Origin of the sequence: Halomonas profundus (genome assembly GCF_020865425.1) — a bacterium.
Taxonomy (GTDB): Bacteria; Pseudomonadota; Gammaproteobacteria; order Pseudomonadales; family Halomonadaceae; genus Vreelandella; species Vreelandella titanicae.
In genome coordinates, this window is record NZ_CP086344.1 from 1,186,817 (window position 1) to 1,213,575 (window position 26,759).

The window sequence follows — 26,759 nt, forward strand, 5'->3', positions numbered from 1 at the left end:
CGCGATGCCAATGATGATGGTCTAGGCACTATAAACGGGATAGCGACTAAAGTTGCACGCGAGTAAACGTTTACGTCGACGGGGTAAGCGTTTACTTTGTGGGTGATGCAGCACTTTTAAGCTGCTTTTGTGCTGTTAACCAGCTACGGCTAAGGAGAATAGATGACCATTAACGTTACCGTTTGGGGTGAAAACGTCCACGAACAAACCAATGAAGTCGTGGCGCGAATTTATCCAGAAGGTATGCATCACTGCATCGCGGAAGGTTTAAACGAAGCGGAGGGTATCCACGCCAACGCGGTTACCTTGCAAGATCCCGAACAGGGTTTAAGTGAAGAGACTCTCGAGAATACCGATGTGCTGCTGTGGTGGGGCCACGCTGCTCACGGCGATGTGCTGGAAGAGACCGTCGATCGCGTGCAGGCGCGCGTGTTGCAGGGGATGGGACTTATAGTGCTGCACTCTGGGCACTACGCAAAAATCTTCAAACGCCTGATGGGCACGACCTGCTCACTCAAGTGGCGGGAAGCGGGAGAGCGCGAGCGGCTGTGGGTCGTTAACCCTGGTCACCCTATCGTTCAGGGCCTGGGCGACTATATCGAACTGCCGCATACTGAAATGTACGGCGAGCCATTTGCGGTGCCAAACCCCGATGAAGTGATTTTTATCAGCGCCTTTGAGGGCGGTGAGGTATTCCGTTCAGGGCTGACCTACAAGCGCGGCAACGGCAAGATTTTCTACTTCCGCCCAGGTCACGAAACCTATCCGATCTATTACAACGAACAAGTAAAAACCGTGCTGAAGAACGCTGTGAAATGGGCGCGCCCGGAAGGCTCCCGCTGGATCGATAGCTGCCCTAATATTCCTGCCGACCAGGCCCCCAACCCGGTGGAAATCAAAGGCGAAGGGCTGCATAAACCTGGCGAGGAGGGCTTCAAATGATCCGTTTAGCGATAATTGGCGCTGGCAGTATGGCGGGGGAACACGCCAAGCACTTTAGCCGGATCGAGGGGGTGGAAGTAGTGGCGGTGTGCGATATGGAGCTGGCCAAGGCCCGCGACTTTGCTGGCCGTTTTGGTATCGCCGATGCGTATGACGACCTGGAAGCTATGCTGGCGCGGGAAGATATCCAAGCCGTTAGCAATGTCACGCCAGATGGTGTTCATAAGCGCACGTCACTGGCCGCGATCACCGCAGGTAAGCACATTCTGTGCGAAAAGCCGCTGGCGACGAATGCGGATGATGCGCATGAAATGGCCCAAGCGGCGCAGGCCGCCAAGGTCATCAATATGGTCAATTTTAGCTATCGCGATGCCCCGGCCATTCAGCACGCTCGTGCGCTGATTACCGCTGGGGCGATTGGTCAAGTTCGCCACGTAGATGCCAGCTACCGGCAAAGTTGGCTGGTCAGCAATGAGTGGGGGCGCTGGGATCAGGAGAGCCAGTGGCTATGGCGGCTCTCGGAAGCCCATGGCAGCAAAGGTGTACTGGGCGATGTGGGCGTTCACATTGTTGATTTTGCCAGCTTTCCGGTCGGCGATATTACTCGCGTTAACTGCGAACTGACCTGTTTTGAAAAAGCTCCAGACAACCGGATTGGTGACTATTTGTTGGATGCCAACGACACCGCGCTAATGCGAGTGACGTTTGCCAATGGGGCCAAGGGCACCATTCAAGCCACCCGTTGGGCGACCGGGCACCATAACTCGTTAACCTTGAGCGTACACGGCGATAAAGGTGCTATTCGCGTCGATTTAGACGCCTCAAAAGACGACGTGCAGGTGTGTTTGGACGGTGACGTTCACCCGGCGCGCTGGAGCACAGTGAAGGCACCACCAACACCCAGTATCTATCAGCGTTTTGTGGAAAGCATCCGCAGTGGTCAAAACGACCAGCCGGACTTTGCCCGCGGCGCGGCGATTCAAACCGTTCTTGATGCCTGTGTTATCTCCAGTCAGGAAGATCGCAGCCTGGAAATTGCAGTGTAATCAGCGTCGCAACACAGGGCGTTTTTCGGCACACTGACAGCCTTCCAGATGAGTGATAGGGCGGGGAAATAGTCGTTGAGAGATTCGGTGATAAAGAGCAAACAAAGCGCCCAAACGGCCACCATTCGAGAAATTGCCCGGCGGGCCGAGGTATCGATTGCCTCGGTTAGCCGGGCCCTGAACGGCAAGCCAGGGCTCAGTGACGCCCTGCGTGAGAAAATCTTGGCGATTAGCCAAGAAGTGGCCTACCAACCCAGCGCCGCGGCTCGTCAGCTAATAAGCGGTAAAACGGCGGTGGTAGGCATCTCTCTCGGCCGTCAGGATATCGAGCTGCGCCCTTACTATATCTTGCTCTACCAGCACCTTACCGTGGCCCTTCATCAGCAGGGTATGGTGCCGGTGTTCTTTAATCACCAGCAAACCGCCGAATTACCCGAACGCGCGGGGGCAGCTATTTTGCTTGGTGAAGCCACAGACGATGAGCGCCCGGCACTGCTTAAGGCCGCTGCTATTCCTTTTGTGCGCATAGGTGATGCCGGGGAAGGCTTTTCCGTCGCCCCGGACGATCGGCAGGGGCTATATGAGATGACCCACCACCTCATTACCCAGGGTCGCAGGCGGCTGGCGTTTATGGGCGGCGAGCTAGAGGTGCCGCGTCCCCATAGCCGTTTGGAGGGCTACCGGCGGGCGTTGGCAGAGGCTGGGCTTGCCGAACGCTTGATCAGCCTACCGCACCGCTTGGCGTCAGACTCTCTTAACAGCTATCGCTATTTAAATCGCTATTTAGATCAAGAGGGTGCCCAACCACTGCCTTTTGATGCGCTGGTATGCGCCACCGACGAACTAGCGTTGGGCTGTGTGGCCGCGCTGGAAGACCGCGGGATCGAGGTGCCTGCTCATGTCGCAGTAACGGGGTTTGATGACCTGCCCACCCTCGCCACCGGGCTCACCACCGTACGGCAGGATATTGCCGAGATAGCGGCGACGAGCATGGCACTACTGGCGGAAGCAAGGGCGGGAGAAGCGCCCCGGCACGTATCGCTGCCGGTGGCGCTGGTGCTACGGGAAACGAGTTAGCGCGGTGGTAGTTGCTCCGGCCCTAGGTAACGGCCCTGATCCGCTAGAAGTGGCACTATTTCGTCGGTGGCAAATGGGCAATTTCCTAGCTGTTACAGAGTGCTAACATAGCCTGACGTTCAGCCTCAGGCAGCGTATTCGCTGGTGTTGGGCGACGAGTGGTTGTGCATCCGTCGGGCCTTACTGCGCTCTCTGTTGTCCAGCGATGGGATGTCCGCAGCTAATACCCAGTTCATCACACGCGGATTTCTTGCTAACCCCGTGAGTGATGGCAGCAGTATAAGTTGTTTTTCGAGATTTTCGGTCTGCAAATGCGCCTTTACTACGAGTACAAAAGAGCAGTGAAGGTGAAGCGCTAGAAACAGAAACGTCAGCATGCCAAAGCCCCGACGACTAAGATGGCCGCTGCATGCAGAAATATGACATCAATAGTGGCCCTGGGCAAAGCGCTCTTCTATTTGTAAGCAGGGTAGGATACAAGCAAAATCAGCGCCGCCAGATCCTAGAGTTGATATCAGTTCAAGTTGGTCGATCCGAGCTGGGCTGCTAAATCGTGTCGAAAAGCGATAGAGAGCCATAGAAGCTCGCTGGGGATAATGCCCTCCCCATAAGCCGCTAGCAGGTTGCTAGTATTCTTTAGCCGACAAGGGAGGCCGGTATAGTTCAGACCAATGTATCCGGTCTGTAAGGTTCCTCCTTGGGGAGGTGGGCAACAAGAAGTTTCAGATAGAATAATGGCAGGAACCATTCCATACCTACTGGCTGAGGGAGAGCGTACAATGAAAGGAGCAAGGCGACGGAATAGGTTATAAGTGCGATCGGACGCTGAAGGTATTGAGAAACCAATAGAATCAATAGAGCAGAACCAATCAATAATCCGGCGAAAACAAAAAACCAGTCGATTCTCAGGGGCAAATAAAGCCAAGAAAACATAAACAAATGAATAAAATGGATAAAAATGAACTGAAGATGCTTTCTTAGTCCTTGTCTGGGGCGGTGGTACCAGCGCTTGGCACAGGAAGTTGAATTTGTAACAACACCACCCACTATATCAAAGGCAAGCAAAGCAGAGACAGCATACTGTAAAAGCGACCAGTCTCTGGTTACTTGGTAGGCATAGATTGGAGCAGCGATCGCCGCGATGAGCGGAAATGTAAGTTGTAACATAAGCTCTGCAGGCGTCGCACCGGGCCCTAAAACTCTATCGACCACACCAGCGAATCCCCGCCTCGGTCTAGGAGCTTCCCATTCGATCTTCATCCACGAAATTCCTTTATCATTGGAGTGGTGAGGCAGAAGCTAGTTTAGCCTAGCATCTTCCCTCTTTCTCATGCTGGTTTCCTAATACCCTGGATTCATAGAATAATGGCAGCACTTTGAACCCTTGTAAGAATCAGGGGAAGTGCCGATACCCTTTCTGCTACTGTCCAAAATGAAGCAGAGTTTGGGATGCTTACAGCTGACATCAAGTTAACGATACCAGATTCACGCTCGTCAAGACCTGGGTGAGAGCCAGTGGCAGATTTATAGAGTGCTTGATATTCGTAACAAATAGAATTTTGCTGCGCTGCCAACGAAATCTATCCCTACCCGTGACCATCATGGTGTTTAACGCTAACACTAGACTCCTAATAAAAAAAGATGACTAAAAATGTTATATCGCGATCTCGCACCAAATGGAAAGAGCGGTTAATCAGCAGGTGTAGTGAGTTGGCCGGGATCCTCTCTCGGCTAGCGAATGGCCTATTAGAGATCAGTACACGGCGTACTTCTTTCTGAAGCTCCGTGCTGCGGTTCCCGGCAAAATGTGATGAATCCAAAAAGTGGAGATACCAGTATTGCCGCCCATTGAAATGGGGGCTGTCACGCTGTGAGAGGGCGTTCTCCCCTAGCGGGTTCTGAATCCATAAAGCTTCGTCGGGCGCGATGGGTTGTACCTATCCGAACGGGTAGCTAGGCAGTCTAGGATGCAGCTATTACCTTTATTGTTAATGAATATTGAAGTCTTAATGCTTAATAAAGCTACTTAACTATCGATGATCGGATTCCGAGTCACTGCTGATGTTTTGGGGTTGAGTTTGTACCAAGGGCGGTAGTGGTTGTGCTTTTCGTGGGAATTGTAGGGTCGTCTTTAGTATGCCAAATCATTTGGGGGAAAGATGGATTTTCGAGTGAGCGAGGAGCAAAGGAGATATGCCGAGCACGTTCGGGGATTCGCTGAAGACGTCCTCTCGGTATCGGCAGAGGCTAGGCTGGCCGAAGGTCGCTTCGATCGGGCTGTTTGGCACGAGGCAGCGGAGTTTGGTTTGGCCGGTCTTCCGGTTCCGGAGCAGTGGGGTGGGTCTGGTCTGAGGGCGCTCGATACAATGCTTGCCATTGAGGCCTTGGGGGAGGGGTGCGCTGATATGGGCCTAGTCTTTTCCTTATGCGCTCATATGTTCGCGTGTGCTGTTCCGATATGGCGCCATGGCTCCGATGATATCTGTGACCACTACTTACTTAAAGTTACGTCGGGGCGACTTATCGCAGCAAACGCTATAACTGAACCTGAATCCGGATCCGACGCCTACGCCTTGCGGACACATGCACAGCGCGATGGACGGCGCTATGTGTTGAACGGACAGAAGTGTTTTATCACAAACGCACCGGTAGCTGATTTATTCCTCGTCTATGCTGCTACGGATCCAAGCCAATCCTATTTCGGGATCAGTGCTTTCCTGGTCGAGGCTGATAATCCAGGCCTGAAGGTTGTACCTGAAGGCTCGAAAACTGGTTTGGTGACTAGTCCATGGGGCTCGCTTTACTTGGACGACTGCATTGTGGACGAGTCATCTCGACTGGGGCCGGAAGGGGCGGGGGCTTCGATTTTTCACGATTCAATGACGTGGGAGCGGGCGTGCTTGTTTGCGGCTTATGTCGGTTACATGCAGCGAGTCCTAGCAAAGTGCATTCACTATGCCCAGTCGAGACGACAGTATCAGCGTCCTATTGGTCACAACCAGTCAGTTTCCAATCGCCTTGTCGACTATAAGCTCCGTCTTGAGGCGGGACGTCTATTACTTTATCGAGCAGGCTGGCTTTACGATCAGGGTGAGCCTTACGAAGAGGCCGTCGCGCAGTCTAAGCTCTGGATATCAGAGAGTGCGGTTCAAGGTGGCTTGGATGCGATTCAATTGTTTGGGGGGGGCGGTGTGCTCCGTGAGGCCGGAGTTGACCGCCTACTTCTAGACTCTCTTCCTGCACGAATATTTTCCGGCACCTCTGAAATACAGAGGGAAGTTTTGGCGAGGCATATGGGGCTTCGCAGTCACTCACCGTTAGCAGGATAGCAACATGGAACCGAGCAAGGATGAAATCGTTGATTTGATGATGGGGTTCTTTAAGGCGAAGGCCATCACCGCAGCGCTTGAACTCCGGCTTTTCGATACGCTTCGGGAAAGGCCTGCCACGATTCGGGAAATTTGCGCATGTGCGGATATTCCGGAGCAATCCGGTAAACGTTTGCTTATCGCGCTGCACGCGATGGGGCTGCTGACACGCGAGGGTGAAGCGTACGCGCTGACAGAGACTGCATCGAAATACCTAGTCAGCGACTCCTCGGAGTGGTTGGGGTGGTTGGCACGGCACATTGACATATTCCTCTACCCGCTTTGGGCCAACTTGGCTGCGGCGGTGCGCAGCGGTCTCGATCAGCGCGAAGCGGTGTTTGGGGATAATCGAAGCTGGTTCGACATTCTTTACAATGATCCGAGGGATGTCGTCGACTTTCAACGGTTCCTTGGGATATTAGCGAAACCGTTTGTTGAGGGTTTCGTTCAGGGGTTTGATATAACTCCTTATAAACGCTTTCTAGATATAGGCAGTGGCATAGGAAATTTGCCGATGGCGGTTGCGGATGCCAACCAGCATCTTGATATCGATATCTGTGAATTACCTAAAGCGGCGAATTTCGTCAGAGAGCAGCTTGCGCAACGAGGCTATAGCGATCGAATCGGTGTGATCGAAGGCGATGTTATTTTGGGTACTTTGCGCGAGCATAATTACGACCTCGTACATCTTGGGTGGATGTTGCATGACTTCGCGCCCGAGTTGCAGATTAAGATATTGAAAAATGTCTTAAAGGCAATGCCTTCGGGGGGAGTGTTTGTGGCAAGTGAGACGCCACTTGACGACGACGAGGCGGGGCCGTCATTTGTCTCCTTGTTGTCAATCAATATGTTGGTATCCACTGACGGCGGTATAGAATCCACACGTAGTCAGTATATTGAGAGGTTTAAGGATGCAGGCTTCGTGGATGTAAGGGTGGTGGATATATCCGGCTCGAGAACTCTCTTTGTAGGCCAGAAGCCTTAAGCGAATACGATAATAGTCAATAACATGCTGGGGGTATTGTGCTCGGAGAAAAAATTGTTGTCCATATTGAGAAAAACTATCTCGGCGGAGAAAGTCTGGATCTTTCTTTAGATACACCGCTGCTCGAATTAAACATAATTGATTCAAGTTGCTTATTCGACATAGTGGATCTTATTCGTCGAGAAACCGGTTTTCAAGTCCCGATTAGTGAAGTAACGCCAGAAAATTTTGGCGACGTCCGAAGCATGATTTCGCTGGCGGAAAGGATCGGGAAAACCAGGTAACACTAAGGAAGGAGAAGTTGTATGGGCGCGACTACTACAGAGGTGAATCGGATTGAAGCGGATGAGGCCGTCTGGGATGTAGTTATGACGTCATTCGAGCGACATACCGAGTACGCGGAGGAAAATCTTCAAGCTGATGCTGATCTGGAGGCAGAGCTTGGCATTGACTCAGTTAGCTTGGCGAGCATTTTGACAGATGTGTACGAGGCTTGCGGGATAGCTAAGCGAGATATCCCTGCAGGGCTTTCATCTATAACGCAGGTTGTGAGGCACGTCTATCAGCGTCTTAGCGACGAGGGTAAATCGGTTTATGCAGACAGCCTGCAGCATACGGCTGAGGGGCTCCTATCCGAAGGTGATGCTGTGATATCTCGTGTGCTGACAGTCTTTCGTCACCATACGGGATACGGTTCGGCGGAGCTGAAAATGGAAGCGGATATTGAAGGTGAATTAGGTATTGATTCGATCACGTACGCCAGTATAACCGCCGATCTTGCAAAGGTCGCCGGGCTTGAAAATCCGGCCGATTTTCCTGGTGATTCGGTGACCATTCACGATGTGGTTGAGCACTTGCGGACGCTGCTGGACGGGCATCCGCTCCCTGACCAGCCAGCGCTATATGACAACGATGTGGCCGTACCCGACGACGCATATTTGGAGAGTCCGCAGCCTTCTCATACCTTCGAGTCCACGACGGATCCCGTCGATTATGACGACCGAACGATGAGAGATTTCGTTGGTTTGGTAGATCGAGACTTGTTTCATAAGACGAGAGAGTTTTCCCGCTTCTACCGCCACAAGCAGAAAAGCGAGCAGTATTGGTATGGCATGGCTTTAGAATCAACCTGTCGTAACCGGGCGGTTATTTACGATGAGGTGGCAGGCAAGTCTCGTGAGTTTCTTATGTTCGCTTCCAATAACTATCTGGGTTTGGCGAACCACCCGCAGGTCGTTGAAGCCATAGCCGACGCGGCTCGTGCCTATGGTTCTACTAATACCGGATGTCGATTAATCGGCGGAACGAACGTTCTGCATAAGGAATTAGAGCGACGCCTCGCAGAATGGAAAGGCCGTGAGTCTTGTATCGTTTATCCATCCGGCTACTCCGCCAACCTCGGTTGCATATCGGCACTGGCAGGCCCTAGTGATCTAGTGTTCACCGACGCTATCAATCACATGAGCATCCAGGACGGCTGCAAACTCTCTGGTGCGGGTAGAAGAATCTATCAGCATACCATGGAAAGCCTTGAGGAAACGCTGGAGAAAAGTCGTGAGCATCAGGGCGGGAAGCTGATTGTTACGGACGGCGTGTTCAGTATGCATGGCGACATTGTAAATCTGCCAAGGCTGGTCGAGCTTGCCAAGGCCTACGAGGCGAAGGTGTTGATTGATGACGCCCACTCGACGGGGGTACTCGGGAGAACTGGCTCGGGAACCACTGAGCACTTCTTCTTGAAGGGGCAGGTGGATCTAGAACTAGGAACGATGAGTAAAGCCTTGGCGGGTGTCGGAGGCTTTGTTTGCGGGGATGAGGCAGTTGTTGAGTACCTTAGGTTCTATTCGAACTCGTACGTCTTCGCGGCCACGATTCCAGCGCCCGTTGCGGCGGGTGTTATCGCATCCATCGACGTGATGCAGGCCGAGCCGCAACGTCTGAGTCAACTGTGGAGAAATATTCACCACTTACGTTCCATGCTACAGCAGGCAGGCTTTGACTTGGAGCAATCGGCGAGTGCGATTATTCCCGTTGTGGTGGGGAGCGATCAGGTAACGCTGGAGTTAGGCCGAGCGGTCAGAGCTCGCGGGATGTACTGCCAGACGGTGGTGTTTCCGGGTGTGGCCGTGGGCGACGCCCGGCTTCGGATCAGCGTGACCAGTGAACACACAACAGAGGATCTGGATCTTGCAGCGGAAATATTGGTTGACGCTGCACAGGAGGTAGGGGTTCCTGTTGCTGCCTAGAACGTAATGTAGCGGAGTAATTCGGAGAACGGGCGGGCTTTGCCCACTCATTACTGCATCGAAACGGAAAAGAAAAGTCACGAGGCTAGCGAGCCACGAGCTAGAGGACAGAAGCATGGACAACAACTCGCATATGTCGGTCATAGATTACCTGAGGTTTGCTGCTCGACGCTTTTCTGAAAGGCCGGCGCTCGTTGGCGATGCAGCCCTTTCGTATAGCCAGCTCTACTTGCGCGTTCGGCGTTGGGCCGCTCAGTTTGCGTCGAGTGGCTTAGAGGCGGGAGAGCGGGTCGCGATTTGGCTCCCGAAGTGCCCAGAATATCTGGTTGCGCTGTATGCCGCTATGGAAGTAGGAGGCGTTTATGTGCCTTTGGATGGGGCACAGCCGGCTGAACGGGCGAAAAAGATACTAGCGAGCGCTAATCCCCAAGTGCTCGTCACTGACTATGCGCACCTTCAAGAGCTCGCTGACTTACAGCTAAGCTCTCTCAGGCTGATTGTCGTGCTGGATGATCCTTCGCACACGCTAACTGTCGGAAAAGGCGCGCCAGCCGTGATCAGTGTGGCGACCTTGGATCAAAGCAGAGCTTTCGTGACACCTCGCTATCCCGCCTCAGAGGATCTTGCTGCTATCTTGTTTACCTCGGGTTCAACCGGGACTCCGAAAGGAGTGCAGATCAGTTACGGCAATCTCCACTGCTTTTTGAGCTGGGCGCAGCAAGAGTTTTCCCTGTCGGAGCATGACGTCTTTGCCAATCATGCCGGATTCCATTTCGACCTGAGTACTTTCGACGTCTTTGCCGCTGCGGCCTCAGGAGGCGCTATTTGGATAATACCCGAGTCCGAGCAACGCGACGTGTCCGGGTTGCTGGAAGGCATTAGGCGGTACAACGTGAGCGTGTGGTATAGCGTGCCCTCAGTGCTCACCTTGTTAGTGAATCGCGAAGCCTTCTGTTCGAGGTCGGCTCGCTCTTTACGTTACGTCTTATTCGCAGGCGAGGTGTTCCCTATCAAGCAACTGCGAACATTGAGGTCATTGTTGTCGGAGTCCTGTCAGCTCTACAACTTGTACGGGCCTACCGAAACGAACGTCTGCCTGTACCACAAGGTTCGCCCAGAGGATCTTTTGCTAGAACGACCGGTTTACATTGGCCGTACTCTCCCCGGCGTGGAGGCGGCCATTGTCGATAGTGACGGTTGCCCGGTGGCAGGTGACAAGCAACTTGGCGAATTGGTTGTTTCGGGTTCATGCGTGACACCTGGCTATTGGCAGATGGAGTTTTCGGAGAACCGCGCTTATCACCGATGCAGACGCCACGCGACGGGCGATTTGGTGAGCCTTGAAAATGGGTTGATCAGATATCATGGCAGGCGAGACAGGATGATCAAGGTTCAGGGCAACCGCGTTGAGCTGGGTGAAATCGAGTCGGCCATGGAGCGTATGCCTGGACTCGCCGAGGTTGCTGTAGTGGCTGAGTTTGAGTGGGGGTCGGATGTGATCGTCGCTTACTTTGTTGCTCAGAGCGATGAGCATGCACCGACTGTAATAGACATAAAAACGTTCTGCCGCGACAGACTGCCAAGGTACATGATCCCACGGCGCGCGCACCGTCTAGCTGAGCTTCCACGCAACGCTAACGGCAAGATTGACTACCGCGGACTTGCGAGAACATGGGCGGAGGAACGCCGAGCGCGAGTTGTTAACGACGCCGACCCTGTGACGGCCAGAGTCAAGGGAGCCACTAATGCGTGAGGAGCCTATTGCTATTGTAGGCCTTGGCTGCATGTATCCCCAGGCTGCCGGTAAAGAGGCTTTTTGGCGGCGCTTGGTAGATCGCGATCCGTGCTACCAACCGGTTCCGATGGAGCGATACTGGCTGACAGAACCTTGCGTGGAAGAAGCGCTCGCTCGGTGGCACGGAGCGTTCTTCGAGGAGCTCTCTTTCGACTACAAACGTTTTCGTATTCCTCCGGCCTATCGCAAAGCAGTCTCCAAAATGATGTTAACGCTCTTGCGGGCGGTGGAAGAGTGCGTTCATGACGCCGGTTACAAAGAAGGCGACTGGCCGCGCGATGACGTCGATGTCTATTGCGGCAGCTGTTTCGGTTTCGATAGCACTTTCGCCAATGCACTGAAAGTGGAGGGCGTACGAGTCGCGCACGAGCTAATCCAGGCGGCCAATGCGGACGAGTCGTTGGAGAGTTTGTTGATGAGGCTACAGGTTCGCTTCGGTACGTCTTCTCACGACAAGGTGGGAGAGATGGCGAGCAGCATGCCGGCTCGAATCGCTTCTCTCTTATCGCTGCGGGGGCAGGTTCAGTGCATGGAAAGTGCTGACGCTACGGGTTATGCCCTACTGGAGGCCGCTCTGGTTGGGCTCCGGAGTGGGAAGTGTAATGCTGCAATTGTCACTGCCGGTCAGCGACTGGAAAGCCCTTTGTTACCGCTTGCGCTGGAGAAAAAGGGGTTCTTGGGATGCCCAGGCGCGCGACCTTTCGATGAGGAAGCTCAAGGGGTACCTATCGGCGAAGGCGCCACAGCGCTGCTGCTTAAACGTTTATCTGACGCTGAGCGCGATGGTAACCGGATTTACAGCGTACTAGGGGGCATTGCGGCAGCACCGGGCGGGGTTGCGAACGGTTTTCGGTACTCCGCAGATACAACACGGGCGCAATGTGCTCTCTCGCAAGCCTGCCGACAGGCTGGACTCTCGGTGGGCGAGTTGCAGTACGTAGATTGCGTATTGCCGGGTATTGGTGATATCGGTAAACACGTGGTTGAGGCGCTGGCAGCCCAGCCACGAGCTGCGGGCGTTTCCTCGACCTATCTTGGTTCCAGCGTTACGGCATTCGGCTACACGCTGGCGAACTCGGCGCTGACTGCTGTTGCTGCCGTGAGCCTTGCGATGGAACGCGAAGAGCTTCCCGGTATGACATCCGGGCCGCGGACACGCTTGCCGCTTCCAGGCGGCCTAAGCTATTGCGATGGTAAGAGGTCTTGGAAGTCGGATAGCGAGTCGGGGCGAACAGCGGGAATCATCGGTTCCAGCGTGACCGGCCTGAACTGGCAGCTTGTTCTGCTTGATCGGGTGCGTTCGCAAATACTCGTCAAGCAAGCAAATCTTACTAGCCATCCGGTTGCTAAGCCGGAGCCGATTGCGATTGTGGGCTTGGGGGGGGCGTTTGGATCGACCGCCGATAGCGCTGAGTTCTGGAACTTGCTGCGTAATGGCGTCGATTCGATCCGCCCTGTGCCCGACAGCGTTTTACCTCGGGCATTGTACTTTAGCGGTGGCTCCGCGCGTGCTTTGTCCAGCTACGCCGAGTATGGCTCTGATCTCAGGTACAGGGATTTCGAGGCTGCGAGCTTCCGTATTTTCCCTAAACGGGCAGCCGCCATGGACAGAGCGCAGCAACATGCGCTTGGAGTCGCAGCAGAGGCATTGGCGGATTACCGCCTTGAGGACAAGCGTGATCGGGTGGGGCGTGTGGGCGTTTTCATCGGCACCACCCTTACCTTGAACCGCGAACGTCAGCTAGTCTGCGATCTACATCGGCGAGAGCTGGTGAATGTGCTGCAAGGAGACGCGCCGAATTCAAGCCGCTGTAAAGTCAAGTCGGACGCTGCTAGAAATGGCATCGAGATCGACCAGTTCACGCTAGATGGTTGCCTGGCGAGTGGTGCCGCGTCATTGATATCTAACTGTTTCTCGCTCGATGCGGTGCCTGTCGCGGTGGAGGCGGCCTGCGCTTCATCGATGGCGGCACTAAGCAACGCCATATTGACCTTGCGGCAGGGTCGCTACGATCTGATCGTGGCGGGGGGGGTCGAGCTGCCGGTTAACGCCAGAGATATAGTTCTCTGCGCTTCACAGATGATGCTCTCGCGCGAGCGGATTGCTCCATTCGCTGAAGGAGCCGATGGGTTCTCTCCTGGCGATGGAGCCGGCATGTTCGTTCTGAAGCGCCTTAGCGACGCTACGCGCGACGGCGATCACGTTTATGCCTGTATCACAGGCATCGGCGCTTCCGCGGATGCTGTGTCAATGACAGCGCCCGATGTTGATGGTCAATCCTTGGCCATCAGCCGCGCTTTCAAGCAGGCGGGTTACACGCCCGCAACGGTTCAGTACGTTGAAGCGCACGGTACCGGAACACGGTTAGGGGATATTGCGGAAGTCAGCTCTATCAACTCCGTCTACAAGGTCGGTAGACGTAATCTGCCGCTAAGGATTGGCTCAGTGAAATCGAATATCGGGCATACCTTCGCCGCCTCCGGCTCGGCCGGGCTGCTCAAAACTGTGTTGGCTATGCACCATGGCACTTTGCCACCGACTATTCTGCGCGGATCGTTGAATAACAAACTGCCGTTGGACAAGGTACCGGCACAGGTGGTCACGGCCGCCGAGCCCTGGCGGCCGTGCGATGGCCGCCGGCGAGCTGGAGTCAGTTCTTTCGGAACGGGCGGAATCAATTTTCATCTCCTGTTGGAAAGCGTGGATGATTCGTCGTAAAGGGTTGAAGCAGTTTACGCATCGCTCGTTTCTTCTCTGGGCGCCATGGTTCGAGAGTCTAGGCTTAAATCGTTTGTACGTGATGAAGGAGCAAATCCCATGGAAGTAGTGATCCATAAGATTCGCCTTCGCGACCCAGCTCTGCGCCGCGAGTTCGAGCGCTGGGTGGTCAACTCGGATTATGTTGCCTGCCACAAGCTTACGAGCGTTATTGCATTCGACGTGCATCGGGTGAGTGAGGCCTCGACGGCTCCGTTTCACTATGTCGAGATCATCAGAGTAAGCAGCAGAAGTGCATTCGATGCCGATATGTCAACGCCGACCTTCAAATCGCTCGAAAGCGAGTTTTCTACGATGGCCGATGTGGTGGAAGAGGTGGCTGGCGAACAGCTTGGCGACGGCTATCCGCATGCTGTGGACGAGGGGGTGGCTGAATGAACCAAACAAGTGTATGGCTGGATGTCGCCACTTCCCATGTCCATAGCGGCTTGGAATGCGCTAGGTATCGAACTCTTGCCCTTGGATCATGGCGGATTGTGATGGTAGCAGTTGAGCAGTTCTCCGGAAATGATACGCCTTGGGAGGCATTCAACGAGCGTGAGCTAGCACGCGCAGAGGGGATGCCCGTGAATAAGCGCAGACACGAATGGCTTGCGGGACGCTATGCGGCAAAGGTTGCACTGCGATCCTGGCAGACATTTGACCGGGTAGATGAGTTATCAGCTATCACGATCGAAAACAGCAATAGGGCGTGCAATAAAGGCCAGCCTGTTGCCTCTATAAAAGAAGCATATGTCAGCATTAGCCACTCTTGGGATGTCGCTGTGGCGGTGGTGAGCGCGGCGCCGGTCGGAGTAGATGTCGAGAAACTTCGCGCCTTCAGCCCCGCGGCCGAAGACATGGCATTTACTGCTAGTGAAAAAGGTCGTGATTCGATAATCAGCCCTGGGGGAGAGCGTCGTTGGCTGACGCTGGCGTGGTGCTTCAAGGAAGCCTTCATGAAAGCCCATGGGCGTGGGGTGTTTGGATGGTTCCATGATCTAGAGTTGCAGCGAATCGATCAGGAGGGGCGCTTAACATGGAAGAGTTCTCCTCGACTGCACCGGCAACTGGGGCGAGCGATGGGATTGGCTGGTTATGGCGTAGCTGTGGATGGCTATGGTGTGGTCGTCGTTGGGACGCCGATATCGCCTCTTACAGTTGGTTTGGCGGGGGGCGCGCGATGACATACCAGTGGGCTTCCTTGCTGACAGAGGCGGTTGACGTGGCGCGCTGGTCTCCGTCTTCGCATAATTCGCAGCCTTGGCGTCTGCTCGGTGTGTCGCCCTGCTTGGCGGCGAGGATACTAGATTCTCGACCGAGGCAGGAGGAAGTGTATGTCTTGCTGGCTATTGATTGCAGGAGGCAGCTTCGAGCACTCCCCGCTTTGGACGCGGAAATGTTAATCAGCTGCGGAATGTTCTCTCAGCTGTTGTGTGCGGCTTTGAGAGCGCAGGGGATCGAAAGCGATGTTACCTGGCTAGACAAGCGTAACCGCTACGCCGATACGGCAAGTATTGAGGAAACTGAGCAAATTCGAGCGCTGGCTTTGATTGCCCTGAGGCGTTCCGGTCAGGGGAAGAAGCTTGAGCTTGATCGCTTAAAGAGGATCGCAATGTCCAGGCGGACACAGCGGCAGCAATACCTTGGGCGTCCTTGCACGGTTGAGGAAGTGGCACGGCTGATTGCCCCAACAGATGCTGAACTTGACCTGAATATCGCCATAGAGTCGGATCGTCGCAAGCGCGAAGCGGTTGCCGCCCTGGTGCGCCGGTTTGCCGTGAGGGATTTCTCCTGCTATTCCGCTTGGAGGGAGACCTTTCGCTATATCCATTTCAACGAGAACAAATCTGCGGATGACGGTTTCTTTCTCAGAAGTTTGATGGGGCCAATGTCTCAAGCTCGCCAGCGACTAATGCGGTGGGTTCTCGACCCCGCCGTGATGCAGTGCCTGCGCTTGTTTGGGACTCCTTGCCGAATGGCCTCGCAGTTAGCGGATCTGGTAGCCGGTTCGCCTCACCTGCTGGTTGCCGCTCTGCCTTGTGCTCGGTCACAGGAACAAGAACTCTTCCAGGCTGGCAGTCGGCTCCTTGAAGTATGGCTTCGTGCCGAGGAGCTAGGGCTGGCAATCCATCCGATCAGTGTGATGTTGCAGCACGAGGATGCGCGTCAGGCACTACAGGCTAGTTTGTCGACACCTGGGCGAGTCATTTTCTTCGCGCGCTTGGGTCGTGGATCAGGTGGATGTGGCACGAATCCAAGAAGAAGTGCCGACAGTATTGTTGATTTCACGAGGAGCGCTTGGGCGGCGGGCTAGAGCACTAGCTTTTTATGTCGATCCAGGCTTGAAAGTAAGCTGGGCATGGCCTTGCCGCGGCGGCTGATACCAGGAAGGAGAAGGAGTGATGCCGATCATGACGCTTGTTCAATTATTGATTAAGAATTCCTTTGAATTAGAAGAAAAGCGTGCGTTTAGCTTTCTTGGATATGACGGGAAGTTGACTGAATCCATAACGTTTGGGGATCTGGATAGGTCGGGAAGAGCAATAGCTGCCTGGCTTGAGAGCCGGGGGCTGGTACAGAAGCCTGTCCTGCTATTGTTTCCAACCGGCGGGGAGTTCATTAAGGCGTTTGTTGGTTGCCAATACGCTGCGGCGATCCCGGTACCCTCCACACTACCGGCTGGGAGCCGACATCATCTCCTGCGTGTTAAGCATCTGGTTAGAGATTCCGGTGCTTCACACATCCTGGTCAGCACTGCCTGGAAGGCACGTATTAAGGGGTTCCTATCGGAAGAAGGCATGGACGACGTAGTCGTGGTCTGTGTCGAAGAGCTAGATGGTGATGCCGACGATCTATGGATTGACTCGAATCCGTCGCATCTCGCGTTTATTCAGTACTCCTCCGGATCTACGGGTAATCCTAAAGGTGTAATGGTTGACCATGCTAACCTTATTCATAACAGCCGTATCCTACAGGCGCGTTGGCATATCAGGCAAGACTCCGTATTCGCAAGCTGGTTGCCGTTCTTCCACGATATGGGCTTGATCGGCGTCATCGTGCAAACGCTTTACACGGGCGCGTCAGCAATAATCATATCCCCCCAGACGTTCGTGAAAAGGCCCAGCCTGTGGTTACAAATGATCAGCGACTATCGTTGCGATGTTGCTGGTGCACCAAACTTCGGCTTCGAACATTGCGTCAAGCAAATTTCTGACGAACAAATAGGCGGGGTGGATCTCAGCAGTTGGAGAGTGGCGTTTAATGGTGCCGAGCCGGTACGGCATGCCACGCTGCAGCGCTTCAGTCGGCGTTTCATAACTTTCGGTTTTCGCCCGGAGGCGCATGTCCCGGCTTATGGACTGGCCGAAGCGACACTTTGTGTCTCCTCGTATGACGCAAACTCCGCGCATCGCACCATTACCGTAGATCCTCGCTCGCTAACCGAAGTCCATGAGGCTCGCCCCGCAGCGGAAGGGCGAGCGTTCGTTGCATGTGGAGCCGTGAGAGATGTTTCCGCCCCCGCCCTGGATGTGCGAATCGTAAACCCCGAGTCGAGACGTGAATTGCCGGATGCGCGAATAGGCGAGATCTGGGTGGCCGGCGCTAGTGTTGCGCGTGGTTATTTGGGTAAGGAAGCCTTATCCGTGGCAACGTTTCATGCGTCCCTCCACGGTCAAGAAGCCCCCTCCTATCTCCGAACAGGAGATCTGGGTTTTATCTTGGAAGGGCAGCTATATGTCACTGGCAGATTGAAGGATCTGATTGTTTATAACGGAAGAAACATCAGTCCAGAAGATGTGGAGCACTCAGCTCTCCAGGATAGCGATATCGCCGAACTCATGGGTGATGGTGTGGCTTTTGCCATAAGCGATAATTCGCAGGAACACATTGTGCTCATGCAGGAAGTCACGAAAAGGAACCTCGAACCGGAGGATTATGCCAAGGCTGCGCAACGAATGCGTAGGCAGGTTCTGAGAAACATTCAGGTCGATTTGGCGCAGTTGGTATTTATCCGGCGCGGGGTTCTACCGCGCACAACAAGCGGCAAAAAGCAGCGGAAGCAGGCTTGCGAAATGTATCTCGCAGGCGCTTCGGACGAAGCGCTGTACGTGGAGGACTTCTTGAAACCAAAGTTGGCCACGGCTGACATTTGAGGGAGTCATTAACGATGAATAACTTCCCCCCTTCCGTGAGACAAACGATGATAGGGCTTGTTGCACAAGCAGCCCGAGTTTCTCCGGGGGCAATTGATACGGATGAGGATCTGCTTGCGCTTGGGATTGATTCGGTAACTGCACTTAGCCTCATCGGGCAGATAGAGGAGAGCATGAGGTGTTGTATCAACGAAGACGATCTTTGGCATATACAGTCAGTGGAGCAACTGATTGATTACGTTACCGAACGGCTGCACGGCGAGTCGCCGGAAGAGAGCGCTTCCACGAATGTGGACGAGCATGATTTCGCACGCTACGTTAACCCGCATCTCGCCAATCTAATGCGGCAGTTTTACATCGATCATGAGTTCACTCGTGCCAAAGGCAGTTATCTCTACAAGGGCGACCAATCTTATCTCGACTTTATAGCTCAGTTCGGAGCCCTCCCTTTCGGACATAATCCAGATCGCGTATGGCAGGCGCTATCGTCTTGTTATAAGCGAGAGGAGCCGGCGATGGCTCAGCCCTCCCTCTTGGGTCTGGCAGGCGCTTTGGCTCGCGAGCTGGTCAAGGTCGCCCCTCCCGGACTGGAACGCGTGACTTTCTGCAATAGCGGCGCTGAAAGTTTAGAGGTAGCAATCAAGATTGCTACCAGTGCCACTGGGCGCCCGTCTATCCTCTCAACCGATGGTGCATTTCACGGGAAAACCCGGGGAGCGCTGTCGGCGTCCGGCCGTGCCAAGTACCAGCAGCCGTTTCATCTGCCGAGCTCAGAATTTTCTCGAGTACCATATGGGGATATCCTAGCGCTGGAAGCGGTACTTGCTAGCAAACCGGAGGCTTTCGCTGCTTTTATCGTCGAACCTATTCAGGGCGAGGGAGGCGTAGTCGAGCCACAGCCAGGTTATCTTCAGGCGGTGCGTGAGCTCTGTTACCGGTACGGCGTTCTCTATATCGCTGACGAAGTGCAGACCGGACTTGGTCGTACTGGAACCTTGTTCGCTTCCGCAGAAAGCGATCCGGATATAATCGCGCTCTCGAAGGCGCTCGGCGGCGGTTTGGTGCCTGTCGGCGCATGCCTTTGCCGAGCGGAGCATTATACATGGGAGTTCGGCTGCCGCCATTCGTCGACATTTGCCGGTAACTCCCTCGCGATGGCCGCCGGTCTTGCGACGATTGAGCTCTTGACCGAAAACGACAATGCACTGCTAACTCATGTGCGTGAGATCGGTGAGTACCTGAAAGCCCAGCTGTGTGCTTTGCAGGCGCGTTACCCGGGGCTTATTGCAGGAGTTCGCGGCCGTGGATTATTGCTCGGCTTGTCGCTGCGACTTGAGCGATCCCGATGGGATAGTAATCTGCTCGGCGTTGCCGCCGACCAGGAAGAACTGGTCTCGTTTCTGGCGGCGTATATCCTCAATGTTGAAAAAGTCCGGTTTGCAGCTACGTTGAATTCCGACAGCGTATTGCGCATCGAGCCCCCGCTGATGGCTACAAGGGAAGAATGCGATATCGCGATAGCCGCGCTAGATCGTGCCTTGGCAGTGCTGAGCACAGGGGACACGGGCCGGTTCTATCAAGGCTTGCTGGCTGGACAAGATCCCGGTGCGAGTCCGAACCAGACTGTACCGGGTAGGCCTTTGAGTCATACGTCCGGCAATACCGTCGCATTTCTCCTCCACCCGCTAACCTCAGACAGTTACGCTGACTACGATCCGACGTTGCGTAGTCTCAATAGTACTGCGCTAACTGCCTTTGAACGAAGTGTGTCCGGGAACTTTGGCAGCTTCGTCTCCTCGCAGGCGCACGTTAGAAGCTTGGCGGGCAAAGATATCGATGTGGATTTTATCATGGTTCCGTATACCACGACCCAGTTGCTAGAGATGCCACGTAGGGACAGTCAAGCGGCAATCAAAGAAGCCTATGACCTTGCCGCAACTAGGGGCGCTCACTTGATCGGTCTAGGGGCCTACACGTCTATCTTAAGCAACGGTGGGGAGCAGTTTGCCCAGGGTGGTTTAGCTGTCACCACGGGTAATGCGTACACCGCGGTAGCTGGTGTTCAGAATGCGGAACGAGCCTTGCTCGCCTTGGGTGCTGGGTGGCCCAAGATGAAAGTCGCGGTGGTGGGGGCCGGCGGCTCTGTAGGCTCGGCACTTGTATCGCTTCTGCTGACACGGGCCGGTTCGTTGCTGTTAACAGGTAATCCGAGCACAGCACCGGAAGTTATGTCCTCCCATTTGCGCTTGATTATGAAAGATGTGCTTCGCTCATGGCAAGCGTTGGCAGGTGTCGGGGAACCTCCTCAAAAAGGCAGCATTCTGGATGTTCTTTATCAACGCATGGCACGTGATACCGATCCTGAAGACTTGCTCTCATATGCCGAACAGTATGGCTTGATCGTCATCGGTCGGCGACTTACAGAACTGGCTGGCGTTGACGTTGCATTTGTCTCGACTAACTCTCCGGAGCCCTTTCTTCAGCCAGAGCACTTCAAAAGCGGAACTATTGTTTGCGACCTGTCTCGGCCACGGAATGTATCGCAACGGATCCTGGATCGCCTGGATGTGCTGTTAATTGATGGCGGCGTGGTGGAGCTCCCAGGAAGTCCGAATATCGGCAATTACGGACTGGCTCACGGGGAGGCTTATGCGTGCATGGCGGAAACCATCCTCATCGGCTTGGAAGGGGCCTTGGGACTTGCTTCGCTCCAGCGGCCGGGGATTCAGAGCGTAATCGATCTGGAGTTCTTCGCGAAGAAGCACGGAGTATTTGCGGCGGCGCCTAGAAGCTTTGGACGCTTAGTTTCATCGGGGCGCTTGCGTGACTTCTTGCATCGGAGTTCAAACTTGAATCCGCCCGAAGGCTTCGGCAGTGGACGGGAGCTTACCCGTTTTGTTTAAGCAAGCAGTACTACTCGAGCTCGGCTGCGAGCGAAATATCGATAAGGGAGTTGTTTCATGAAATCCGTAAACACTTTTTGGTGCCGCCTACTCGTGTTGGTTGGCTTCTGGGTTATTGCAGTATCCGCAGCGGCAGACGATGAAGCGACATCCGTTCCTGTGGCAAGAGAACTGGTTGAAGCCACGCTCCAGCAGTGGCGCGGCGATACCTCGCAGTCGACTCTGCGCATGATCGTCACTCGTCCCGACTGGCAACGTGAGATGGCAGTACGGGTTTGGACAGCCGGGCATGATAAATCGCTCGTTCGCGTTCTGGCTCCAGAACGAGACGCTGGTGCGGGTTCTCTGTTAATGGATGGAGCAATGTGGAGCTTCTCGCCGAAAGTGAGCCGGGTGGTGCGGGTGCCAGGCTCCATGATGAGCCAGCAATGGATGGGGTCGGATTTCTCGAACAATGAGATCTCTCGATCCGATAGCATTTTGCAGGACTACTCGCACAAGCTCGTCGGTGAATCGATGGAGGGAGATCATAGGATCTTCCGTTTAGAACTCACACCCCATGAGCATTCTCCGGTCGTATGGGGCCATGTGGAGTTGGACATCCGGGACGATTTCATACTGATGAGGCAAGCCTTTTTCGATCAACAAGGGGAGTTGGTCAAGGAGATGAAAACCAACGAGGTGGTGTTTATGGGCGGCAGAATGGTTGCGGCAAGGCAGCGGATGGAGAGCTCGGATCAACCGGGGGAGTGGACCGAAATAATCATCGAAGAAGCAGAGTTCGATATGGAGATATCTCCCCGTCTATTCTCGGTCGCGAGCCTGCGTAATCCAAGATTGTGACGCGTGAATCTAGGAATAACTAGAAAAAGGAGCTAGATAATGATGCTGCGTCTTGCTTGGCGCAATGTATGGCGTCAACGTCGCCGTACGCTATTGACAGTAAGCGCCATTACCTTCGCGACACTCGTTTTGGTATTCATGCTAGCAATCCAATATAGCACCTATGCGATTGCCATTGAGAATACTCTTAGTGTGTTTTCCGGATCGTTCCAAGTCCAGCGCATCGGATATCAAGACGACCGTCGCATGGATGACACTATAGCTGATCCGAATTCGTTGCTGGCAGCAATCTCTGAGCGGCTCGATACCAACGCGGTTGCCGCTCGTGCGTATGGGCTGGGATTGATCTCCTCGAAGCAACGCTCTCAGGGGGTTGAAGTCGTTGGCGTAATGCCAACGGAAGAGGGGCGGGTGTCCACCGTTCCTCATCTTATTGTCGAGGGCCGTTATCTGGAAAAGCCTGAGGCCATGGAGGCCGTGCTGGGTAAACCACTGGCGAGCAATCTTCAAGTGGAGGTAGGCGAAGAGCTTATCTTTCTGGGGCAGGGGCGGCACGGATCGCTCGCGGTTGCTGCTATTGAGGTGGTGGGCATCTTTGACAGCGGCGCCGAAGAGCTTGATCAAGGCACGGTGCACATGCCGCTGCCCGCGTTTCAATCCACTTTCGACTTGCGGGATGATGTGCATGCCATTGTGGTCGGCAACATTCCTTTGGCGCAACTAGAGGCCGCGAGCGCTGCGACTCAGGCGTTATTGCCGAACGGAGGAGTTCTAGAAGTTGTCGAGTGGCAGCGTCTCATACCCGGGCTCGAACAGGCTATTGCATTGGATCAGGCCGGCGCCTGGATCATGTACTTGGTACTGGTGATTATCGTGGTGTTGAGCATTCTCACAACATTCCTAATGTCGGTCATGGAACGGATCCGTGAGTTTGGCGTGATGCTGGCGTTGGGTGTCAGCACCCGGCGTATCGCCTCCCTCATCATGTTGGAAACAACGCTGCTTGTCGGCCTTGGAGTATCGATCGGACTTCTCCTCGGTAGTGCTGCGGTGGAATATCTACGTCTTAACGGGCTCGCCATTCCCGGGGCAAGCGAGCTTGCATCGCAATTCCACCTGCCGTCTGTGATTCATCCCAGGCTTACTCCTCTGTCGGTGATTGCCGGGCCGTTAATCGTGTCAGTGCTAACTCTACTGGCAGCGCTTTATCCGGCCGGGCGTATCACCCGCCTAAAACCCGTCGATGCAATGAGTGCAGTATGAAAATATTCAGCGGTACCTCAAAGTTAATTTTGACGATGGCTTGGCGCAGCCTTTGGCGTAATCCTCGGCGAACTGCGATTTTATTGCTCGCCATCAGTCTCGGTATTTGGTCGATGATTATTGTGGCTTCGTTTATGCGCGGTTGGAACGAACAGCTTGTGGAGGACGCGGTTGCAACGCTTACTGGCTACGTCCAAGTCCGGGATTCTGCGTACTGGAATGACATGAGTATTGATCACAGCATCCCATACCCAGAGGGCGCGCTCAGGGAACTGCTTGATGGCGAAATGATCGACAGCTGGGCGGCTCGGATACGTGTGCCTTCTGTTATAAGCAGCGAGCACGCCTCTGCTCGTGTGTCGCTAGTGGGGGTCGATCCTGAGTCGGAGCGGGGAGTGTCGTTTATCGCCGATGCGGTCGTGCAGGGACGCTATCTGGAGGGAGAGAACGACGTCGGAGTGCTCCTAGGGCAGCGCTTGGCCGAGCGTCTCGAAACCAGCGTTGGCCGACGTATCGTCCTACTGAGCCAAAACCCAGATAACCAAGTAGTGGATCGAGGATTCCGGGTTGTCGGTATTTTCTCGGCGAAGCTAGAGTCCACGGAAGAAGCGTTTGTGTTTGCTGGACGACAGGTCGCACAGGATTTTCTTGAACTGCATGGAAGTATTTCGGAAGTGTCGGTCAAGCCAGTTTCGGGGATCAATATCGATGCGCTTGGCGAAGCGTTTGCGAACGTGGTTCCGCACTTGGAAGCTAGAACGTGGCAGGAAGCATTGCCGCTAACTATGGCCCGTCTGCAGGTTGTCGAAGGCATAACGTCCATTTGGTTCGGTGTAGTGGTTATCTCGATGGCTTTCGGGGTGGTAAACACCTTGACCATGGCTGTAACTGAACGTGCGCGGGAATTCAGCTTGGTACAAGCACTTGGTCTCGGACGGAGAAAGTTGATGGCGCTTGTTCTGAGCGAATCCATGCTGTTGCTAATAATCAGTGTGGTGGCAGGCAACGTATTGGTTTTGTTGACGTTAGCGGCAATGCCCAACGGGATCAATCTTTCCATATTCGCGGGAAGCGGTGACCTGACAGGGCTCGGAAACCTGATTGTACCTGTTTTGGCGCTAGACGATCAGTTGTTCGCGGTAGTTCTGGTTCTGGCGCTGGGATTATTAGCATCCCTGTATCCTGCTTGGTGGGCGACCCGCCGTACCCCCATCGAAGGCCTCAACCAATAACAGTGAATCGACAGTCTTAAGCGAAATTGCAACATAAGTTTAAGGCAGGTGCCTGCCTCCAGCAAAAGGAGAATGTTTATGTCGACGGATACAGAAAATATGGTCTCTAAAACGGCTTCAAAGAGAAAGATTTTTCCCGTCTCCGTGGATCAGACTCCGTCTCGGGAGATCGTGGTTTGTCAACGATTGAGCAAGATCTACATATCCGGTGAAATTGAAGTCAAAGCGTTAGACAGCGTCGATTTGATGGTGACTCATGGAGAGTTCGTGTGTCTGTGCGGACCTTCAGGATCCGGGAAGTCGACGCTCCTGAATCTTATCGGCGGCCTTGATACTCCGACCGCTGGAAGCGTTGCAATTGCGGGCCAGGCACTGGAGGGACTCGACAAGGATCGCCTGGCGGAGTTGCGTTTGTACCACGTCGGGATCGTGTTTCAGGCCTACAACCTGATTCCCGTGCTGTCCGCACAGGAGAATGTGGAGATGGTGCTTCAGGTTCAGGGCGTACCCAAGGCGGAGCGCGAGAGCAGGGCCCGGGATGCCTTGGGCAGTGTCGGGTTGGGAGATATGGCCGATCGACGCCCTGGCGAGCTCTCCGGTGGTCAGCAGCAGCGAGTGGCTGTAGCGCGTGCAATGGCGTCCCGTCCCAAACTCGTGCTCGCCGACGAGCCTACCGCCAATTTAGATTCCAAAACATCGGAATCGCTGCTCGAACTCATGCGGGATCTCAACTCCACTCATGGAATGACCTTCGTATTGTCTACCCACGACCCTCAAGTTATGTCTTATGCCGGACGGGTGGTGCGGTTATGCGATGGGCGATTGGAAGCGGATGAGCAGCAGTGATGGAGCGCTGGATTGTTGTTTTGATAGCTGTCGCATTTGCAACTGTGGCTTGCCCGGCCGCTGCGGAGTGGACCTGGAATTATGGCGGCCATCTCAAAGGCAGTGGTCGAGTCGAGCGCTATCATGCAGAAGATATCCGAGCTGCTGAGGACAGGGGGGGGGGCAGTGAGGCAACCTCGAATCTGCGACTGAAGCTGGAGGGAAGTAGTCGGCACTTTGATTTCCGAGTTCACTATGAATTGCTCGGTGAATATGGCAGCACGGTCGAGCGTCGAGAGGAGCTTTCGCGGCAGGACGTGCCCTTGTTCGAAACTAGCCGCATTATCCCCGAAGACGATCACCGCCTGCTTCGACTCAGCGATACCGTCAGCGAAAACGGCCGTCACCAGGTTGTTCAAAGGTTGGACCGCTTGGCTATTGGGGGGGGGACTATGCGCTTTTCCGGTGCCATCGGCCGACAGGCGATTACCTGGGGTAGTGGGCTGTTTTTTCAGGTGAACGACTTGGTTAGTCCTTTCGCCCCGGGAGCACTAGACAAAGATTACAAACCTGGCGAAGACATGCTGTTTAGTCAGTACATGACAGCCGATGGCGGGGAAGTTCAAGCCGCTGCGGTGGCACGGCGGGAGTTGGATACCCAGGCAGTCAGTCATGCAGCGGCGACGTATGCGGCAAGACGACAATGGATAGGTCTCGAAAGTGAGGCCACCCTGATGGCTGCTCATCACTACGGGCGCCCAGTGTTCGGTGCCAGTGTCGCCAGGGACTGGCGCGGCGCGGTATGGAGATTGGAAGCGAACGCGTCGCGTACCGACGGCGAGGAAACAGTTTTCAGTGGGCTCGCTAATCTAGATCGGTTTTGGACTTGTTGGGAGCGCACCTGCTACGGCTACGTGGAGTACTATCGCAATGGCTTCGGCGTTGCCGATGGTAGTTACGAGAGGCTTGATGAGGATGTGCTGCGGCGCTTGGAGCGGGGAGACCTGTTCGCTATAGGAAGGGACTACTTAGCTTTTGGGGGCTCTATCGAGTGGACACCGCGGTTGAGCCTTGGGCTGGACGCGGTGTGGAACCTGAATGATGGCAGCAACTTTAACCGGATCAGGCTGAAACAGGAAGTTAGGCAGGATTTCTTGCTGAGTGCTGGGGTCGGGTTTTCGACAGGGGGCAAAAAGGATGAGTTCTCGGGAGTGCCGCTGGGGCCTGAGCTGGCGCCGCAAGGCTATAGCGAGGACGCCTATCTACGTTTTGAATGGTTCTTCTGATCTGTCACTAGAACACATCAGCGCGGCGTAGCG

At 54.6% G+C, this 26,759-nt stretch carries 20 protein-coding genes; 19 read left to right on the plus strand and 1 reads right to left on the minus strand.

Features of this window, described 5'->3' with window-relative positions; genetic code table 11:
* The first annotated feature begins 162 nt into the window (after nt 1-162).
* The 3 genes from LMS44_RS05360 (at nt 163) to LMS44_RS05370 (ending at nt 3,065) form a co-directional block, all read left to right on the plus strand.
* Nucleotides 163-942: a ThuA domain-containing protein gene (locus LMS44_RS05360; protein WP_278371050.1), complete on the plus strand. Its 780-nt coding sequence runs from the start codon at nt 163-165 to the stop codon at nt 940-942.
* Nucleotides 939-1,988 carry a Gfo/Idh/MocA family protein gene (locus tag LMS44_RS05365; RefSeq protein ID WP_278371049.1) on the plus strand — a complete coding sequence of 350 codons (1,050 nt, stop codon included), beginning with the start codon at nt 939-941 and terminating at the stop codon, nt 1,986-1,988. The genes LMS44_RS05360 and LMS44_RS05365 overlap by 4 nt, the downstream gene beginning before the upstream one ends.
* Before the next feature lie 87 nt (nt 1,989-2,075).
* Nucleotides 2,076-3,065 carry a LacI family DNA-binding transcriptional regulator gene (locus LMS44_RS05370; RefSeq protein WP_278371048.1) on the plus strand — a complete coding sequence of 330 codons (990 nt, stop codon included), beginning with the start codon at nt 2,076-2,078 and terminating at the stop codon, nt 3,063-3,065.
* A gap of 663 nt (nt 3,066-3,728) precedes the next feature.
* Here LMS44_RS05370 and LMS44_RS05375 read toward each other — a convergent pair.
* A complete protein-coding gene (locus tag LMS44_RS05375; RefSeq protein ID WP_278371047.1) occupies nt 3,729-4,325 on the minus strand; it encodes a hypothetical protein in 597 nt (198 codons plus the stop codon).
* An 899-nt stretch (nt 4,326-5,224) separates the two neighbouring features.
* Here LMS44_RS05375 and pigA point away from each other — a divergent pair.
* The 16 genes from pigA to LMS44_RS05455 all read left to right on the plus strand — a co-directional run bounded on the left by pigA (nt 5,225) and on the right by LMS44_RS05455 (nt 26,726).
* A complete protein-coding gene (gene pigA / locus LMS44_RS05380) occupies nt 5,225-6,394 on the plus strand; it encodes a prodigiosin MBC biosynthesis dehydrogenase PigA (RefSeq protein WP_445533550.1) in 1,170 nt (389 codons plus the stop codon).
* Nucleotides 6,395-6,398: 4 nt separating this feature from the next.
* Nucleotides 6,399-7,418 carry a methyltransferase gene (locus LMS44_RS05385; protein ID WP_278370736.1) on the plus strand — a complete coding sequence of 340 codons (1,020 nt, stop codon included), beginning with the start codon at nt 6,399-6,401 and terminating at the stop codon, nt 7,416-7,418.
* Between the two features lie 38 nt (nt 7,419-7,456).
* Complete coding sequence (locus LMS44_RS05390) at nt 7,457-7,702, plus strand: acyl carrier protein (RefSeq protein ID WP_278370737.1); 246 nt, start codon at nt 7,457-7,459, stop codon at nt 7,700-7,702.
* 21 nt (nt 7,703-7,723) lie between these two features.
* Complete coding sequence (locus LMS44_RS05395; protein ID WP_278370738.1) at nt 7,724-9,664, plus strand: aminotransferase class I/II-fold pyridoxal phosphate-dependent enzyme; 1,941 nt, start codon at nt 7,724-7,726, stop codon at nt 9,662-9,664.
* 133 nt (nt 9,665-9,797) lie between these two features.
* Entirely contained in the window at nt 9,798-11,417 is a 1,620-nt protein-coding gene (locus tag LMS44_RS05400; protein WP_498947022.1) for an acyl-CoA synthetase family protein, read from the plus strand.
* The gene (locus LMS44_RS05405; protein WP_278370740.1) at nt 11,410-14,178 is read left to right on the plus strand and encodes a beta-ketoacyl [acyl carrier protein] synthase domain-containing protein; all 2,769 of its coding nucleotides are present in this window, start codon (nt 11,410-11,412) and stop codon (nt 14,176-14,178) included. The genes LMS44_RS05400 and LMS44_RS05405 overlap by 8 nt, the downstream gene beginning before the upstream one ends.
* 99 nt (nt 14,179-14,277) lie before the next feature.
* Nucleotides 14,278-14,616 carry a RedY/HapK family protein gene (locus LMS44_RS05410; RefSeq protein WP_278370741.1) on the plus strand — a complete coding sequence of 113 codons (339 nt, stop codon included), beginning with the start codon at nt 14,278-14,280 and terminating at the stop codon, nt 14,614-14,616.
* Complete coding sequence (locus tag LMS44_RS05415; protein WP_278370742.1) at nt 14,613-15,404, plus strand: 4'-phosphopantetheinyl transferase family protein; 792 nt, start codon at nt 14,613-14,615, stop codon at nt 15,402-15,404. The genes LMS44_RS05410 and LMS44_RS05415 overlap by 4 nt, the downstream gene beginning before the upstream one ends.
* A 428-nt stretch (nt 15,405-15,832) precedes the next feature.
* Nucleotides 15,833-16,534 (plus strand): hypothetical protein, encoded by a 702-nt coding sequence (locus LMS44_RS05420; RefSeq protein WP_278370743.1) that lies wholly within the window; start codon nt 15,833-15,835, stop codon nt 16,532-16,534.
* Between the two features lie 88 nt (nt 16,535-16,622).
* Entirely contained in the window at nt 16,623-18,374 is a 1,752-nt protein-coding gene (locus LMS44_RS05425) for a fatty acyl-AMP ligase (RefSeq protein ID WP_278370744.1), read from the plus strand.
* 14 nt (nt 18,375-18,388) lie between these two features.
* The gene (locus tag LMS44_RS05430; RefSeq protein WP_278370745.1) at nt 18,389-21,277 is read left to right on the plus strand and encodes an aminotransferase class III-fold pyridoxal phosphate-dependent enzyme; all 2,889 of its coding nucleotides are present in this window, start codon (nt 18,389-18,391) and stop codon (nt 21,275-21,277) included.
* 57 nt (nt 21,278-21,334) lie between these two features.
* On the plus strand, nt 21,335-22,120 hold the full coding sequence (locus LMS44_RS05435) for an outer membrane lipoprotein-sorting protein (protein ID WP_278370746.1): 786 nt from the start codon (nt 21,335-21,337) through the stop codon (nt 22,118-22,120).
* 42 nt (nt 22,121-22,162) lie between these two features.
* Nucleotides 22,163-23,383, plus strand: coding sequence for an ABC transporter permease (locus LMS44_RS05440; protein WP_278370790.1), 1,221 nt, complete (start codon nt 22,163-22,165; stop codon nt 23,381-23,383).
* On the plus strand, nt 23,380-24,615 hold the full coding sequence (locus tag LMS44_RS05445; RefSeq protein ID WP_278370747.1) for an ABC transporter permease: 1,236 nt from the start codon (nt 23,380-23,382) through the stop codon (nt 24,613-24,615). Before LMS44_RS05440 ends, LMS44_RS05445 begins: the two co-directional genes overlap by 4 nt.
* Before the next feature lie 78 nt (nt 24,616-24,693).
* Nucleotides 24,694-25,461, plus strand: a complete 768-nt coding sequence (locus tag LMS44_RS05450; protein ID WP_278370748.1) for an ABC transporter ATP-binding protein — start codon at nt 24,694-24,696, stop codon at nt 25,459-25,461.
* On the plus strand, nt 25,461-26,726 hold the full coding sequence (locus LMS44_RS05455) for a hypothetical protein (protein WP_498947027.1): 1,266 nt from the start codon (nt 25,461-25,463) through the stop codon (nt 26,724-26,726). Before LMS44_RS05450 ends, LMS44_RS05455 begins: the two co-directional genes overlap by 1 nt.
* Nucleotides 26,727-26,759: the final 33 nt, after the last annotated feature.

Bases quoted from the DNA above. Each gene is read 5' to 3' on its own strand.
- LMS44_RS05430 (WP_278370745.1), top strand. From the start codon at position 18,389: ATGAATAACTTCCCCCCTTCCGTGAGACAAACGATGATAGGGCTTGTT.
- LMS44_RS05375 (WP_278371047.1), bottom strand. From the start codon at position 4,325: ATGAAGATCGAATGGGAAGCTCCTAGACCGAGGCGGGGATTCGCTGGT.
- LMS44_RS05425 (WP_278370744.1), top strand. From the start codon at position 16,623: ATGCCGATCATGACGCTTGTTCAATTATTGATTAAGAATTCCTTTGAA.
- LMS44_RS05395 (WP_278370738.1), top strand. From the start codon at position 7,724: ATGGGCGCGACTACTACAGAGGTGAATCGGATTGAAGCGGATGAGGCC.
- LMS44_RS05405 (WP_278370740.1), top strand. From the start codon at position 11,410: ATGCGTGAGGAGCCTATTGCTATTGTAGGCCTTGGCTGCATGTATCCC.
- LMS44_RS05365 (WP_278371049.1), top strand. From the start codon at position 939: ATGATCCGTTTAGCGATAATTGGCGCTGGCAGTATGGCGGGGGAACAC.
- LMS44_RS05455 (WP_498947027.1), top strand. From the start codon at position 25,461: ATGGAGCGCTGGATTGTTGTTTTGATAGCTGTCGCATTTGCAACTGTG.
- LMS44_RS05440 (WP_278370790.1), top strand. From the start codon at position 22,163: ATGCTGCGTCTTGCTTGGCGCAATGTATGGCGTCAACGTCGCCGTACG.
- LMS44_RS05385 (WP_278370736.1), top strand. From the start codon at position 6,399: ATGGAACCGAGCAAGGATGAAATCGTTGATTTGATGATGGGGTTCTTT.
- LMS44_RS05360 (WP_278371050.1), top strand. From the start codon at position 163: ATGACCATTAACGTTACCGTTTGGGGTGAAAACGTCCACGAACAAACC.
- LMS44_RS05450 (WP_278370748.1), top strand. From the start codon at position 24,694: ATGTCGACGGATACAGAAAATATGGTCTCTAAAACGGCTTCAAAGAGA.
- LMS44_RS05410 (WP_278370741.1), top strand. From the start codon at position 14,278: ATGGAAGTAGTGATCCATAAGATTCGCCTTCGCGACCCAGCTCTGCGC.
- LMS44_RS05435 (WP_278370746.1), top strand. From the start codon at position 21,335: ATGAAATCCGTAAACACTTTTTGGTGCCGCCTACTCGTGTTGGTTGGC.
- pigA (WP_445533550.1), top strand. From the start codon at position 5,225: ATGGATTTTCGAGTGAGCGAGGAGCAAAGGAGATATGCCGAGCACGTT.
- LMS44_RS05420 (WP_278370743.1), top strand. From the start codon at position 15,833: ATGTCCAGGCGGACACAGCGGCAGCAATACCTTGGGCGTCCTTGCACG.
- LMS44_RS05400 (WP_498947022.1), top strand. From the start codon at position 9,798: ATGTCGGTCATAGATTACCTGAGGTTTGCTGCTCGACGCTTTTCTGAA.
- LMS44_RS05415 (WP_278370742.1), top strand. From the start codon at position 14,613: ATGAACCAAACAAGTGTATGGCTGGATGTCGCCACTTCCCATGTCCAT.
- LMS44_RS05445 (WP_278370747.1), top strand. From the start codon at position 23,380: ATGAAAATATTCAGCGGTACCTCAAAGTTAATTTTGACGATGGCTTGG.